At 71.9% G+C, this 13,398-nt stretch carries 14 protein-coding genes; 8 read left to right on the top strand and 6 right to left on the bottom strand.

Translation table 11 applies throughout. The annotated features are described in order from the left end of the window. Positions 1 to 21: 21 nt before the first annotated feature. Both K8612_RS28190 and K8612_RS28185 read left to right on the top strand, forming a co-directional pair. Positions 22 to 582: a hypothetical protein gene (locus tag K8612_RS28190; protein ID WP_223738523.1), complete on the top strand. Its 561-nt coding sequence runs from the start codon at positions 22 to 24 to the stop codon at positions 580 to 582. Positions 583 to 610: 28 nt separating this feature from the next. Continuing rightward, positions 611 to 1,108, top strand: a complete 498-nt coding sequence (locus K8612_RS28185) for a caib/baif family protein (RefSeq protein WP_223738522.1) — start codon at positions 611 to 613, stop codon at positions 1,106 to 1,108. Here K8612_RS28185 and K8612_RS28180 read toward each other — a convergent pair whose 3' ends face one another. Together K8612_RS28180 and K8612_RS28175 are read right to left on the bottom strand one after the other, a co-directional pair. Then, positions 1,109 to 2,287 (bottom strand): class I SAM-dependent rRNA methyltransferase, encoded by a 1,179-nt coding sequence (locus K8612_RS28180; protein WP_223738521.1) that lies wholly within the window; start codon positions 2,285 to 2,287, stop codon positions 1,109 to 1,111. Between the two features lie 8 nt (positions 2,288 to 2,295). Further along, the gene (locus K8612_RS28175) at positions 2,296 to 3,558 is read right to left on the bottom strand and encodes a metallopeptidase family protein (protein WP_223738520.1); all 1,263 of its coding nucleotides are present in this window, start codon (positions 3,556 to 3,558) and stop codon (positions 2,296 to 2,298) included. Between the two features lie 105 nt (positions 3,559 to 3,663). On the opposite strand from K8612_RS28175, the gene K8612_RS28170 reads away from it, so the two are divergent. Beyond that, complete coding sequence (locus tag K8612_RS28170) at positions 3,664 to 4,245, top strand: nucleoside triphosphate pyrophosphatase (RefSeq protein WP_223764545.1); 582 nt, start codon at positions 3,664 to 3,666, stop codon at positions 4,243 to 4,245. Positions 4,246 to 4,262: 17 nt separating this feature from the next. On the opposite strand, the gene K8612_RS28165 is transcribed toward K8612_RS28170, so the two are convergent. Beyond that, positions 4,263 to 5,225 (bottom strand): hypothetical protein, encoded by a 963-nt coding sequence (locus K8612_RS28165; protein ID WP_223764544.1) that lies wholly within the window; start codon positions 5,223 to 5,225, stop codon positions 4,263 to 4,265. A gap of 367 nt (positions 5,226 to 5,592) precedes the next feature. Here K8612_RS28165 and K8612_RS28160 point away from each other — a divergent pair, with 367 nt between their 5' ends. Beyond that, the gene (locus K8612_RS28160; protein WP_120619103.1) at positions 5,593 to 5,841 is read left to right on the top strand and encodes a hypothetical protein; all 249 of its coding nucleotides are present in this window, start codon (positions 5,593 to 5,595) and stop codon (positions 5,839 to 5,841) included. Positions 5,842 to 6,192: 351 nt separating this feature from the next. On the opposite strand, the gene K8612_RS28155 is transcribed toward K8612_RS28160, so the two are convergent. Then, positions 6,193 to 7,650: a hypothetical protein gene (locus K8612_RS28155; RefSeq protein ID WP_223764543.1), complete on the bottom strand. Its 1,458-nt coding sequence runs from the start codon at positions 7,648 to 7,650 to the stop codon at positions 6,193 to 6,195. Between the two features lie 139 nt (positions 7,651 to 7,789). On the opposite strand from K8612_RS28155, the gene K8612_RS28150 reads away from it, so the two are divergent. Continuing rightward, positions 7,790 to 8,587, top strand: coding sequence for a TatD family hydrolase (locus K8612_RS28150; RefSeq protein ID WP_223764542.1), 798 nt, complete (start codon positions 7,790 to 7,792; stop codon positions 8,585 to 8,587). 29 nt (positions 8,588 to 8,616) lie between these two features. Continuing rightward, a complete protein-coding gene (locus K8612_RS28145) occupies positions 8,617 to 9,516 on the top strand; it encodes a ThiF family adenylyltransferase (protein WP_223738515.1) in 900 nt (299 codons plus the stop codon). Positions 9,517 to 9,525: 9 nt separating this feature from the next. On the opposite strand, the gene K8612_RS28140 is transcribed toward K8612_RS28145, so the two are convergent. Continuing rightward, on the bottom strand, positions 9,526 to 10,491 hold the full coding sequence (locus K8612_RS28140) for a PD-(D/E)XK nuclease family protein (RefSeq protein WP_223764541.1): 966 nt from the start codon (positions 10,489 to 10,491) through the stop codon (positions 9,526 to 9,528). Between the two features lie 141 nt (positions 10,492 to 10,632). Here K8612_RS28140 and mutY point away from each other — a divergent pair, with 141 nt between their 5' ends. Together mutY and K8612_RS28130 are read left to right on the top strand one after the other, a co-directional pair. Beyond that, complete coding sequence (gene mutY / locus K8612_RS28135) at positions 10,633 to 11,796, top strand: A/G-specific adenine glycosylase (RefSeq protein WP_223764540.1); 1,164 nt, start codon at positions 10,633 to 10,635, stop codon at positions 11,794 to 11,796. Between the two features lie 199 nt (positions 11,797 to 11,995). Next, entirely contained in the window at positions 11,996 to 12,238 is a 243-nt protein-coding gene (locus tag K8612_RS28130; protein ID WP_223738512.1) for a DUF2934 domain-containing protein, read from the top strand. A gap of 30 nt (positions 12,239 to 12,268) precedes the next feature. Here K8612_RS28130 and K8612_RS28125 read toward each other — a convergent pair whose 3' ends face one another. Beyond that, positions 12,269 to 13,363 carry a hypothetical protein gene (locus K8612_RS28125; protein WP_223764539.1) on the bottom strand — a complete coding sequence of 365 codons (1,095 nt, stop codon included), beginning with the start codon at positions 13,361 to 13,363 and terminating at the stop codon, positions 12,269 to 12,271. Positions 13,364 to 13,398 lie beyond the last annotated feature (35 nt).

The raw sequence follows: 13,398 nt of genomic DNA, 5'->3' as shown, positions 1-13,398 counted from the left end.
GGGATACCCTTTGATTCGTTCGTGCGCGACTATTTCCTCCGGCTGGCCATCGCATCGTTCGCGCTCGGCGTGGGCGGCGGATGCCTTGACGACGAACGCACGACATCTCCCACCCCGCGCGACGTGGTGACGACCGCCGCACCGTGCGTGTACTTCAAGGACCTGGCGCCGTTCCTGCCGGAGACGCTGGAGGGCTTCACGGTGGGTGCCACCGCGGGCTCCACCGGGAAGTACGGCGAGGTGTCCGTGTCGGAGGCGGAGCGCACCTACACGCGTGGCGAGGGCCGCGAGGTGAAGGTGCGCATCGTGGACACCACCATGGGGCTGAAGCTGGGGCAGGCCATCCGCGAGGCGGCGCAGAAGGCGCGGGGCCGCGCGGCGAGCGACCCGACGGCGCCCATCCAGTGGAAGGAGGCCGTGGGCTTCGTGCGCTATGACGCGGACGAGGCCGTCGCGGAGGCGAACCTCCTGGTGGGGGAGCGGTTCGTGGTGGCCGTCACCAGCCGCGGCTTCCCCAGCACCGTGGAGGTGCGGCGGGTGGCGCGAGGCATCGACCTGGCCGGGCTGGCCCGGCTGCAGTGACTCAAGAGTCCAAGGAGCGTTTGTGGCGGTGAAGGAGAAGGGGTCGCGGCCCCAGACGACCCAGGAGTTGCTGGAGCAGGAGAAGGCGGCGCGTCTGGGCGTGTCGTCCCTGGGCAAGCGCGAGTTCATGGACCAGTTCCAGAAGCTGTCCAAGAGCTACGCGGTGGATCCGGGCAACCCCGGCTCCTACGCGTGCGAGGGCTGCCAGCGCTGCGCCAACTGCATGTTCTGCAAGGACTGCGACAGTTGCCACCAGTGCACGCACTGCACCCGGTGCGAGCTGTGCACCAACTGCTCGCACTGCGTGGAGTGCAAGAACTGCCACGCGTGCGCCTACTGCGTGCAGAGCGAGAACTGCTCCAGCAGCGCGTACGTGGTGATGAGCAAGAACCTGCAGGACTGCAACTACTGCTTCGGCTGCGTGGGGCTGTCCAAGAAGGACTTCCACATCCTCAACGTGGGCTTCTCCCGCACGGAGTACTTCAAGGTCGTGGGCCGGCTGCGCAAGGAGCTGGGCATCCCGTAGCTACAGGGCGCGCACGTAGAGGGCCTTGAGGTACTCCGTCTCCGCGAGGCCCGCGAGCACCGGGTGATCCAGCCCGGCGCCCCTCCGCTCCAAAATCTGCACCGGGCGCTTCGCGTCCGCGGCGGCGTCCAGGACCATGGACTCGAAGCCCTGCCGGTCCAGCTTCCCGGAGCACGAGCACGTGACGAGCAGGCCGTCCGGCTTGAGGCAGCGCAGGGCGCGCAGGTTGAGCTCGTGGTAGGCGCGCAGGGCGGTGGCCAGGCCCTCGCGGCGCTTGGCCAGGCCGGGCGGGTCCAGGACGATGGTGTCGAAGCGGCGGCCCTCCTGGTCGAAGCGGCGCAGCACGTCGAACGCGTTGGCGTTCTCCACCTTCACGTGGGCGCGGCCGTTGGCCTCCGCGTTGGTCTGGATGCGCGATGCGGCCTTCGCGTCCTGCTCCACCGCGAGCACCGACGTGCAGTGCCTCGCGAGCGCGAGCGCGAAGCCGCCGTGGTAGCTGAAGCAGTCCAGCGCTTCGCCCCGGCCCAGCTCGCCCGCGCGCAGGTGGTTGTCCACCTGGTCCAGGAACGCGCCCGTCTTCATGTCGCCCAGCAGGTCCACGTCGAAGCGGTTGTCACCCTCGTGGTAGGTGAAGCGCGCGGCGCCCTCGCCGTGCAGCAGGCGCACCTCGCGGGGCAGGCTCTCGAAGTCGCGGCCGGAGGCGTCGTCGCGGCAGACGACGTGGCTCGCGCCCGTCCGCTCCACCAGCGCGCGCGCCAGCATCTCCTTGCGCGCGTCCATGCCCTCCGACAGCGTCTGCACGGTGAGGCCCTGGCCGTAGCGGTCCACGAAGAAGCCGGGGAGCAGGTCCGCTTCTCCGTGCACCAGGCGCAGGCCGTCCCGCCCCGGCAGCACGGCGCGGCGGGCGAGCGCGGCGTCCAGGCGGCGGATGAAGAAGGCGTCGTCCACCTTCTCCTCGTTGGGCCCCTTGCGCGTGAGCAGCCGCAGGGCGAGCGGGGAGCGGCGGGCGTAGAGGGCCTGGCCGATGGGGTTGCCCTGCGGATCCACCACGGCCACCACCGCGCCCGGCGTGTCGGTGGCGGGGGCATCGGTGAGCTCCGTGCGGTACACCCAGGGGGTGCCGCGACGCAGCGTCTTGGCGCCCTTCAAGCTGACGCGGGCGGTGGGAAGGGAAGGCATGTGGGGGCTCACTCCAGGCCGCGCGCGGCCAGTTCCTCGTCGTCTTCCCCTCGCAGATGCCCGATTTCATGCAGCAGTGTCACGCGAATCTGTTCGCGCAGCTCTTCCGGGGTGCGCACCGCGCGGGCCAGGTTGCGCCGGTAGAGGGCCACCGAGCGGCAGGGCGTCTCCGAGCCGTCGCACGGCTCCTGGAGCGAGGGCCCGCGGAACAGGCCCAGGATGGTGGGCGACAGGGGCGGCTGGTTGGCGAGCAGGTCGTCCTCGGAGGGAATCTCCTCCGCGGCCACCGGCACGCCCTCCAGGTCCTTGCGCATGTCCGCGGGCAGGTCCGCCAGCGCGCGCGTCACCTGGGCCTTGAACTCGTCCGCGGACGGCAGGGGCGGCGGGGGGAAGTCCTCGGGCTCCAGCGCGCGGGCCTTCTGGAAGTGCTCCTCCGCCCGGGCCCACTGGCCCTCGCGCTCCAGCAGCAGGCCCAGGTGCTGGTGCGCGTGCGCCGCGCGGTCCTTGTCCTTCAGGAGCGACACGAAGGCCGCCTTCGCCTCGCGGAAGCGGCACAGCTCGAAGAGGGCCAGGGCCTTCTCGTACTTCGCCTCCGCGTTGCCCGGCTCGCGGGCGAGCACGATGGCGGCGCGGTCCAACGCCTGGTCCGCCTGCCCCAGGTCGTTGAAGGCCATGGCGGCCACCAGCGCCAGGGACGGCACGAGCTCCGGGGGCGTGGAGGGCTGGGACAGGCCGCGCTCGGCGTAGAGGGCGCCCAGCTCGTCCCGCTCGCGAGTGGAGGGCAGTTGCACCGCGTACAGGTGCGCGGCGCCCAGGAGCGCGTCCGCGTCCCCCGGGTCGATGGCCAGCGCGCGCGCGTAGGCGAGCTGCGCCTCCGGCTCGCGGTTGAGCGCGGCCAGCGCGGCGCCCCGTTCCGCGTGGGCGGCGGCGAGGTCCGGCTCCAGCGCGGCGGCCTGCGCGGCGCAGGAGAGCGCCTCCTCGTAGTGGCCGGCGTCGTAGTAGTCGCGGGCCGCGTCCAGGGGCGCGCCGCCCTTCGCGTCGCACACCGCCAGCGGGTGCACCTCCGCCGCGTCGTCCGGGGGCTTCACGGAGGCGAGGGGGCCCGCGTCCACGGGGCCCTGCGCGAGCGCGCCCGCGTCCGTGCCCGCGTCGGCCGCCACGGCGGTGGGGGCCACGCCCGCATCCGTGCCCGCGTCGGCGTCCGCCGGAGGGGGGCGTTTACAGGAGGCGAGCAGGAGGAGACAGACAGCGAGCAGACCGCGCCGCGACATGGGCGGGGAGGCTATGGCATCCGCCCCATGCACAGGAAGCGGGGACGTGCCTGCCCGCTCGAGGGGTCCCCTCCCCTCCCCGGCTGCATTACCCTCCGGCCTCCCATGAGAGAACTCATCCTGGCATCCACCTCCAGCGCGCGACGGGTCCTGATGGACGGGCTGGGCGTGCCCTACCGCGCCGAAGCCCCCCACGTGGACGAGCACGTCCCCGAGGACCTGCCCGCCGACGAGGCCGTGCGGATGCTCGCCGTGCGCAAGGCCCGCGCGGTGCAGGAGCGCCACCCGGAGGCCTGGGTGCTGGGCGCGGATCAACTGGTGGAGGTGGGCCGCGACGTGCTGGGCAAGCCCCGGGACCGGGACGCCGCGCGCGCGCAGCTCCAGCGCCTGCTGGGGAGCACCCACGTCATCCACACCGCCGTGTGCCTGCTGGGGCCGGGCGGCCACCACTCGGAGACGGTGGAGGACACGCGCCTCACGTTCTTCCCCATCCCGGCGGAGGAGCTGGAGCGCTACCTGGACACCGGCGAGTGGGAGGGCTGCGCGGGCAGCTACCGCGTGGAGGGCCGGGGGCAGGCGCTGCTCCAGGGCCTGGAGGGCGACCGCACCAACGTGCAGGGGCTGCCCATGCTGTCGGTGGTGCGGCTCCTGCGGCAGGCGGGCTTCGACCTCTTCGCCCTCCCCTGAGACGCCGGCTTCGGCGCTCAGCGCGCGCCGGACAGCTCCGCGAGGATCTCCTGGTACGCGGCCCGGGCCTTGTCGGCCTGGTCCGCCTTGAAGCTCGCCGCGGCCACCACCGGGTGGCCGCCCCCGCCGTAGCGGCCGGCGATGGCGGACAGGTCGTGCTGGCGCGTCTGGGGCTTCCAGGGGTTGGAGCCCAGCGAGACCTTGGCGCGCGACGCGCCCCTCCCCACCCACAGCGTGTAGCGCGCGTCCGGGTAGAGCGCGTACGCGATGAACTTGTTGAGGCTGTCCACGCCCTCGTCCACCAGGTCGAAGTGGACGACGCCGTTCTCGTACCGGGCCTTCTCGCGCACGAGGTCGATGTTGCGCTGGTGCTTGAAGAGCAGCGGCTCCAGCGGGGCGGCGATGAGGGGCGACGCCGCGATGTCCGCCAACGACTCCGTCTGCATGCGCCGGATGACCTCCGGGATGAGCGTGTCGTCCTTCGTCGCCTCCAGCACGGTCATGATGCGCAGCGCGGGCTCCTCCAGCGCCACCGCCATCTGGGGGCTGGGGAACTGGGCGCCGTCGATGATCTCCGCCCAGTGCAGCAGGTCCTTCAGCGGGGACGCGTCCCAGCCGAAGCGCTCGCGCGCCACGTCCGCCAGGTACAGCGTGCAACTCTTGCGCTGCGGGTCGTGGAATTTGCGGCCGCTGGTGTCGCGCTGGAAGTGGGGCTCGTCGCCGGGCTGCTGGAAGGCGGAGGCGTGGTGGTCGAACCACCAGGTGAGCCGCGCGTCCTGGCTGTAGCGGAAGTCGACGATGACGTTCTCGTCGCCCGTGAAGACGGCCGGGTCGATGCCCTCCGCCCCCGGCTTGTGGGCCAGCCCCCGGTAGCTGAACGTCGCGTCCGCGCGCACACGCTCCCGGTAGAAGCGGGTGAAGACCGCGGCGCTGGCGGCGCCGTCGAAACAATTGTCGTGGAAGAGGACCTGGACTCGCATGGGCGCCCGCCCTCTACCCCAAAGCCCCGCCGCGTCCCACCCGCACCGTGGTTCCCTGCCCGCAGGGGCTGTGGCCAGGGGGTGACACCTGACCCAGCCCTGTCGTCGCACGACCTCAGGGGAGGTGCGCGCCATTGAACGATGCGTGGAAATCACCGCACTGCGTGAACGAAAAACTCGACAGAACGAGGAACGACCCTGAAGGGCTGAAAAAAGGAAGGCCTGCCCGCCCCTCGGAAACCCGCTACCGGCAAGGAAAACCCCTGGATTCAGGAACCTGACGGGGAGGCTGAGCCCTGGCACCTCGCCTGCATGGTGTCAGACCGACGAGGTACTCACCCGCGAGTCGACAGTAGCGGGAGGAACCATGGCGAAGCGGACCGCAGGCAAGGCGAAGGGTGGCACGGTGCGGCGGCAGGGTCGGCGGGTGATGCCCGCGCTGCGGCGCACGGCGAAGCGCGCGCGGGTGGCGGCCCAGAAGGCCCAGCTCACCGTGGGTGAGGTCATCGCGGCGGCGTTCGACACGGCGGGCGGAGAGATGAGCGGCGTGCTGGAGCTCGTCACGTCCCCGCAGATGACCCGCGCGCTGGGCCGCCGCATCGTCGTCGTGGGCTGAAGCAGCCCGCGTCCCGGCCCCGTGAAGCCCAGGCCGTGCTCCCTTTGGAGCGCGCGGGCGCGTGAGCCGTCGCGACACGGCTGTCAGTCCTTCTCCACCAGGTGCCGCGGTTTCGCGTGAGCGCGGGTGGAGCCCCTCTCCCCTCCTTCTTTCTGTCCTGGAACCTGGATCCGCTGGACCAGGAAGTGGATCCGCACGCGGGTTGATGGGGACCCGGCACTGCCCGCGTTCGTCACTTCGCGCGGGGTGGGTGGCGCGCTTCGCACCGGAAACACGACGGCCCGTGCTCCCTCGTGAAACGGGGAACACGGGCCGGGAATCCCCGGAGTCCGGGGCTTGGGTGGCGTGGGCCTAGCGGGGCTGCCAGCGCGGGCGGTGGTCGTCACCCTCGCTCGTCAGCACCGTGTACGTGTCCTTCGGGTGCTCGATGGGCGCGCCGGAGGGCTGACCGGTGGCCGGGTCGATGGGCTGCACCTTGAGCGCGCCGCCCAGGATGTAGGCCAGGAGGCGGCCGTCCGGGGAGAACGACGGCAGCGTGGCGTTGTCCACGAGCTTGACGGCGGCGCCCTCCGCCGCGCCCGTGGAGGTGTTCACGCGCTGCAGGAAGATGACGTTGCCCGGCGTGTTGCCGCACAGCGTGGCGCCGGCGTTGCCGCACAGCGTGGCCGCGCCCCCGACGTTCTGGTAGTAGGCGCGCACGTACGCCACCCAACTGCCGTCCGGCGCCCAGTTGGGGTTCGCGATGTATGACTCCAGGGTGCCGCCCGTGACGGCGTCGGAGGTCTTGCCCGCGAGCAGCTCCGGGGTGCCGCCGCCCGTCACCGGCAGCGTGTACAGCTTGAGCACCGGGGTCGTGTCCGTGCCGAAGGTCACCGTCTCGCCTTCCGGGTTGGCCAGGAAGAGCAACTGCGAGGTGGTGCGGTTGTAGTGCGGCTGCTCGCCGGAGGTGGGCGAGCCCGCGAGCGGAGCCGGCGCGCCGCCGCCCGTGGAGACGTAGATGCCGTTGCCCGCGGCGCTGTACGCGTAGTCCGTCCCGTTGGGCGCCCAGTCCGGGAAGGTGCCGTTGCCGGTGGCCTGCGCGGGCGTGCCGCCCGTGGCCGCGATGGTGGAGATGCCCGTGCTGCCGCGCACCCAGGCGATGAGGTTGCCCGGCTCCCACTCCATGTAGCGGATGCGCGCATTGCCAGCGGCCGTGCCCGTGGTCAGCACGGTGGGCGCGGCGGCCGTGACAGGCACCGGGCGCACCGCGAGCTCACCCGCGGCGGCGGTGACGTCCCCCTGCACGAAGGCCACCTGGGTGCCGTCCGGACCGAAGCGCGGGTAGGCGCTGGCGACGCCGTCGGCGCTGAGCGACGTCATCCCCGGCACGTCGTAGGCCGTCACCAGCGCGCGCGTGCCGCCGTCGTTGCCCGTCACGGCGATGAGCAGCGACTGGCAGGTGGCGGCCTCGCAGCGCAGGCCCGCCATGCAGTCCGTGGACGCGGTGCACGCGCCGCCCTTGGCCACGTTCATGCCGGCGTCCATCTCCGTCCCGGCGTCCACCTCCGTCCCGGCGTCCTCGGTGCCCGCGTCGACCTCCGTCCCGGCGTCCTCGGTGCCCGCGTCGGCCTCCACGCCCGCGTCCTCTTCCGGCGGGGGGGTGACGTTCTGCAGCTCGCACTTGTTGTCCGCGTTGCAGGTCCACTGCTGCCCTTCCGGCGCGGAGCCCTTGTCACGGCAATCGTACTGGTCGACGCACTCGTCGCCACAGCCCGTGCCCAGCACCGCCAGCGCCCCGAACAACGCCCCCAACACCACTCGCTTGGTCATTTACACGCCTCCAAAGACGCGATGGCTCCAAAGTCAGGCGGCGCGTCTTAGCTTCGCGTCCAAGGATGCCGGGAGGCCTTGAAGGGCACGCCATTCAGGGCTGTCAGTGATTGAACGGGTCTGGGAAGAAGGGTGCTCAATGATCGACACGCACTGCCATCTGGACGCCTCGCGCTTCGACCCGGACCGTGACGACGTCGTCGCGCGCGCCTGGGCCGCGGGGCTGCACGGCATCCTCATCCCCGCGGTGGGCCCGGACACGTGGGAGCCATTGCTCGCGCTGCCGCGAAGGGACGCGCGCGTCCAGGTGGGGCTGGGCATCCATCCCCAGTTCCTGCCGGACCTGCCGCCGGAGGACGACGGCGCGCACATGGAGCGGCTGGACGCGCTCCTGTCCCGGGGCGGCGCGGTGGCGGTGGGCGAGTGCGGCCTGGACGGCCCCTCCCTCCCCGGCGCTCCGCTGGAGCGGCAGTTGGCGGTGCTGCGCGGGCACCTGGCCCTGGCGCGCAAGCACGGGCTGCCGGTGCTGATGCACTGCCACCGGCTGCACCCCGCGCTGATGGAGTTCCTGAAGGCGGAGGCCTGGCCGGAGGCCGGCATCCTGATGCACAGCTACAGCGGCGGCGCGGAGCTGGCGCGATTCTACATCCAGAAGGGCTGTCACTTCTCCTTCGCGGGCCCGGTGACGTGGGCGGAGGCGCGCAAGCCGCTGGACGCCCTGCGTGTGATTCCGGCGGACCGGCTGGTGGCGGAGACGGACTCGCCGGACCAGGCGCCCACGCCCTTCCGGGGGCAGCGCTCCGAACCCGGCTACCTGCCCCACATCCTCGCGGGCATGGCGCAGGCGCTGGGAGAGCCGGTGGAGGCGCTCGCCCAGCGGACGACCGAGAACGCCCGGCGCCTGTTCCGGGAAGCTTTCCCCTCCCCTTCGCGGTAGGCGAGCGTCGCGTGATAGAGGAGCCCTTCATGAACCCGCAGCCCGCCCCCTCCCCCACCGCCGAGACCGAGGCGCTCCCCGCCTCCCCGGCCGCTTCGAACACCGTCGAGAACGCGGCCTCGCTGGCGAAGCCCTTCAAGCTGTCGCGCCGCTTCGACCGCACGGCGCGCCTCCTGGGCGACAGCGCCATGGAGCGGCTGGCCAACGCGCACGTGGTGGTGTTCGGCCTGGGCGGCGTGGGCAGCTTCACCGCGGAGGGCCTGGTGCGCAGCGGCGTGGGCCGGCTGACGCTGGTGGACCATGACGATGTGTGCGTCACCAACACCAACCGCCAGCTCCACGCGACGGTGAAGTCGGTGGGCAAATCGAAGGCGGAGCTGATGGCCCAGCGCTGCCAGGAGATCAACCCGCAGGCGAGGGTGGAGGCCCTGCGCGAGTTCTACCGCGAGGAGCTGGCGGAGACGCTGCTGCCCGCGGGCCGCTACGACTTCGTGGTGGACGCCATCGACAACGTGAAGGCGAAGCTGCACCTGCTGCACCGGTGCGTGACGCTGGGCCTGCCGGTGGTCAGCTCCATGGGCGCGGCGGGACGCCTGGACCCCACGGCCATCCGCGTGGAGGACCTGAGCGAGACGCACATGGACCCCTTCGCCAAGGACATCCGCAAGCTGCTCAAGCGCAAGTACGGCGTGGAGACGGAGCGCCACACGGGCATCACCGCCGTGTACTCCATCGAGACGCGCCGGCAGCCGGTGCCGCTCAACTACGACGACGCGACCGACGGCTTCCTGTGCGTCTGCCCGCAGGACAACGAGTTCCACACCTGCGACCACCGCACGCAGATTGACGGCAGCGTGGCGTTCGTCACCTCCGCCTTCGGCATGAACGCCGCGGGCGTGGTGGTGCGCCGGCTCGCCTCCGCGCGGTAGCGCGCGCCCTCAGGCCACGCGCGGCCGGGCCTGCGCCACCGCGGGCTCCCGGCCGCACGGACGGCGGAAGACGCAGCGGGCGCAGACGTCCAGGTTCCCCGTCTGCGGGAAGGCCTCCGGCTCCTTCGGCGTGTTGGTGCCGGGGTCATTCAGCAGCGAGCGCATCCCCTCCACGCTCCGGGCGAAGTGCTGGCGGAAGGAGTCCATGGCGGACGGGTCCACCGTCACGTCGTGCTCCAGCCCCTCGTTGAGGTACACGAGCGACGCGCGCACCTTCTCCAGCGGGTAGCGGTAGCGCTGCGCGATGTAGAGCGCGTAGCCCAGCACCTGCTCGTCGTAGCCCTCGCGCGAGCGGCCCGTCTTCCAGTCCACCACCACGACGGAGCCTTCCGCGTCCACGTAGGCAAAGTCCGGGATGGCGAAGGTCTTCACCCCGTCCATGACGAAGTGGGCGAAGTCGAAGCCCGCGTCCACCTCCAGCCACTGCGCGGGCTTGAGCCCCTTCGCGACGGTGGGCCAGCGCGACTGGAAGAACCACGCGAGCGCGTTGCGCACCGTCTCGAAGTTCTGCTTCCAGGCCTCGTTGGGGACGTCCTCGGCGTACTCGTGCTCCGCGAGGCCGGTGAAGGGCTTGCGGTACTTCGTCGTCCAGTAGGCCTTGGAGCGCGAGTGCCGGAAGTCGTCCTGCATCAGCTTGTGCGTGCGGGCCTCCACCTTCGCGGGGTCCACGTCACGGCCGGCGCGCCAGTCCAGCAGCACGTCCTTGAGGGCCTCGTGCACGATGCTGCCCGCCCAGGTGTAGCGGTTGTGCAGCTTCTTGAGGACGTAGAGCTCGCGCACGTCCTTGGCCGCCTCCGCCTCCCAGCCGCCCCAGGAGCGGTAGTAGTAGAGGTAGTAGGCCCGGAGGCACTCGGAGAACTTCTCGTGGCGGCTCTTGGACCAGGAGAAGTCGTTGGTGATGGGAGGGCGGGCCATGGACGCGGGGCATCCTATAGACGATCGCCCGCCCCGCCAGAAGAGGGACGGGCGGCCGGACAACCGCCCCCCGCCGTTGGTAGAAACGCCGGGTGCGCCCGACCGTACGGGTATGGTGCCGCGCCCCCCGCGAAGAATCACATGAGCCCACGCAAGCGCACCGACACCGGGGCACTCCCCGCCCCCGTCTCCCCTGAACGTCACACCGCCATCCACGGTCCGCTGCTCTCCTGGTACGACCGGAACAAGCGCGACCTGCCCTGGCGGCGCACCCGCGACCCGTACGCCATCTGGCTCAGCGAGGTCATGCTCCAGCAGACGCAGGTGTCCACGGTCATCCCGTACTGGGAGCGTTTCCTCACGCGCTTTCCCACGGTGAAGGCGCTGGCCTCCGCGCCCCTGGACGACGTGCTCTCCGGGTGGAAGGGGCTGGGCTACTACTCGCGCGCGCGCAACCTGCACCGGGCCGCGCAGGAGGTGGTGGAGCGCTTCGGCGGGAAGCTCCCGGCCACGGCAGAGGCGTTGCTCACCCTGCCCGGCTTCGGGCGCTACACCGCCGGGGCCGTGGCCTCCATCGCCTTCGGTGAAGAGGCGCCCATCGTGGACGGCAACGTGGCGCGCGTCCTGTCGCGCCTCTTCGAGGTGGAGGGGCTGCCCGGCGACCGCGACCGCGAGGCCACGCTCTGGGCGCTGGCCTCCGCGCTGGTGAAGAGCGAGCGGCCCGGGGACTTCAACCAGGCGCTGATGGAGCACGGCGCCACGGTGTGCCGGCCGGAGTCTCCGCTGTGCCTGCTGTGCCCCGTGCGCGACGGGTGCATCGCGTTCAAGAAGGGGCGCGTGGATGAGCTGCCGCCGGCCAAGGTGCGCGCCGCTCCACGCAAGCTGTTCCTGGCGCTGGCCGTGTGGCCGCACGCGGGCACGCTCCTCTTCGCGCGGCGCGCGGACAAGGGCCTCTTCGGCGGATTGTGGGAGCTGCCCGCCGTGGAGGTGGAGGAGGACACGTCCGAAGCGGAGGCGACGCAGCGGCTGGCCACGGTGCTGGGCGCGCCGCTCACGCACGTGGGCACGCTGGACAGCGTGCGCCGGCAGCTCACCCACCGCGACCTCACGCTGCGGCTGCTGCGCGTGACGGGCGACGCGCGCCCCACGAAGTCCGCCGCGTTCCAGGAGCTGCGCTGGTGCACGCCCCAGGAGGCGGAGGCGCTGGGCATGAGCACCGCGATGCAGCGCGCGCTCGACGCGGCGCTGGGGCACGGCGTGATGGGCGCCGAGGCCCCGCCCGCGAAGAGGGCGACCAGGCGATGAAGCGCCTGGTGGGCTTGCGCTCGCGGACCACCCGTCCAGGGCCCTTCCGCTGACGGATTTTCCGAGCGGGATGGCCCGTTGGTCCCTCAACACTTCGCGACCTGGGATGTCGCTCCGGCAACCCCGTACGCCTTGGGTCTCTTCCGCGAGAGAGGGGCGCGGCCGAAGCTTCAGGTCGCCTTTTCCAGGAGGAAACCCCATGGCCCGTCAGAACGCGCAGAAGTCCCAACCGAACCCGGCCCCCAAGGCCGCGCCGGAGCGGACCGAGGACAAGAAGCCGGCGGCCACGGCGAGCGCGCCCACGAGCAAGACCGCCGCGCCCACGCAGGAGCAGATCGCCCGCCGCGCCTACGAAATCTTCCAGGCCCGGGGCGGCACGCACGGCAACCCCGAGCAGGACTGGCACCAGGCGGAGCGCGAGCTGCGGCTCGGCCGTCAGTAGTCCGCCGCTCGAGGCCGCCCGCGCGCGGCTTCAGTGCGCGGGCGGAAGTCCCTGGAGGGCCGGGCGCTCGAACTCCAGCGCCCGCTTCAGCCGGCGCTGGGCCTGCTTCAGCTCCTCCAGGATGCGCTCGGCGTCCATCACCGAGCGCATCGCCAGCCCGCACGCGGGCGTCAGCAGCACCGTGGACAGCGCGCGTGAGAAGCCGATGCCGTCCGGCAGCGCCGCCTTCAACGACGCCTCCACCGAGTCCGACAGCTCCTCCACCGAATACGTGGACGCCAGGTCCGTGGGGATGACGCCCAGGCTCAGCGTGGCGCCGGAGTCCAGGAAGCGCTTGAGCGCGTCCGTCTCCTCCAGCATCGCGTCCAGCGACAGCCGCACGTCCAGGGACACGAGGTCCGCCTGCGCGTCCAGCAGCACGCCCCAGTCCGTGTTGCCGCAGCAGTGGATGCCCACGAGCGCGCCCTCGCGCTGCAGCGCCACCACCAGCAGCCGCAGCTCCTGCTGGGCCAACAGGTGCTGCGGGTTCATCCGCACGTAGGCGTAGAGGCCGGGCTCGTCCAGGTAGAACAGGGGCGTGGTGCCCGTGCGCTTGAGGGCGCGCACCATGGCCAGCGCGCGCACCATCACCAGCCGGTACAGCGCCGCGTCCAGCCCCGGCACCGAGAGCACCGGCTCACCCGTCGCGGTGCGCACCACGGAGCGCACCGTGAAGGGGCCGGCGAGCTGCGCCTTCGCGAACGCGAGCTTGCGGTGCTCCACCTCCCAGAGGAACGGCCTCCAGGCGCGGCACGCGTCCGCGGTGGGCTCGAAGGCCTCCAGGTCCCCGGAGGCCAGCGCCGCCTCCAGCCGCTTCTCGAAGGCCTCGCGCCCCGCGCTCCACACCTCCACGTCCACCGTGCACACGCCGTCCTCGTCGAAGCGCAGGCCCGGCAGGCCCTCCAGCGCGGCGGGGATCATCAGCTCCGACGGATGACCCACCGGGAGCTGCGGCAGGAACGGGATGTCCAGGGCGAGCGCGGCTTGCAGCCCCAGCTCCACCTGGGTGTGCGGCAGGCTGCCAATGCCCGTCGTGGCACACGCGGGCAGGAGCTGGACGGCGCGACGGATGGTGGGCGAAGGCATGGCGGCAATCTATCCCTTCCGGGAAAAGGCGGCCG

The sequence above is a fragment of the Corallococcus sp. AS-1-6 genome, from assembly GCF_020037015.1.
In the GTDB taxonomy this organism is placed as follows: Bacteria; Myxococcota; Myxococcia; order Myxococcales; family Myxococcaceae; genus Corallococcus.
This window is presented reverse-complemented; position numbering and strand designations above follow the sequence as displayed.

Excerpts from the sequence above, each read along its gene's own strand:
- K8612_RS28130 (WP_223738512.1), top strand. The coding sequence starts at position 11,996 with ATGGCCCGTCAGAACGCGCAGAAGTCCCAACCGAACCCGGCCCCCAAG.
- K8612_RS28180 (WP_223738521.1), bottom strand. The coding sequence starts at position 2,287 with ATGCCTTCCCTTCCCACCGCCCGCGTCAGCTTGAAGGGCGCCAAGACG.
- K8612_RS28175 (WP_223738520.1), bottom strand. The coding sequence starts at position 3,558 with ATGTCGCGGCGCGGTCTGCTCGCTGTCTGTCTCCTCCTGCTCGCCTCC.
- K8612_RS28125 (WP_223764539.1), bottom strand. The coding sequence starts at position 13,363 with ATGCCTTCGCCCACCATCCGTCGCGCCGTCCAGCTCCTGCCCGCGTGT.
- mutY (WP_223764540.1), top strand. The coding sequence starts at position 10,633 with ATGAGCCCACGCAAGCGCACCGACACCGGGGCACTCCCCGCCCCCGTC.
- K8612_RS28140 (WP_223764541.1), bottom strand. The coding sequence starts at position 10,491 with ATGGCCCGCCCTCCCATCACCAACGACTTCTCCTGGTCCAAGAGCCGC.
- K8612_RS28155 (WP_223764543.1), bottom strand. The coding sequence starts at position 7,650 with ATGACCAAGCGAGTGGTGTTGGGGGCGTTGTTCGGGGCGCTGGCGGTG.
- K8612_RS28145 (WP_223738515.1), top strand. The coding sequence starts at position 8,617 with ATGAACCCGCAGCCCGCCCCCTCCCCCACCGCCGAGACCGAGGCGCTC.
- K8612_RS28165 (WP_223764544.1), bottom strand. The coding sequence starts at position 5,225 with ATGCGAGTCCAGGTCCTCTTCCACGACAATTGTTTCGACGGCGCCGCC.
- K8612_RS28150 (WP_223764542.1), top strand. The coding sequence starts at position 7,790 with ATGATCGACACGCACTGCCATCTGGACGCCTCGCGCTTCGACCCGGAC.
- K8612_RS28170 (WP_223764545.1), top strand. The coding sequence starts at position 3,664 with ATGAGAGAACTCATCCTGGCATCCACCTCCAGCGCGCGACGGGTCCTG.
- K8612_RS28160 (WP_120619103.1), top strand. The coding sequence starts at position 5,593 with ATGGCGAAGCGGACCGCAGGCAAGGCGAAGGGTGGCACGGTGCGGCGG.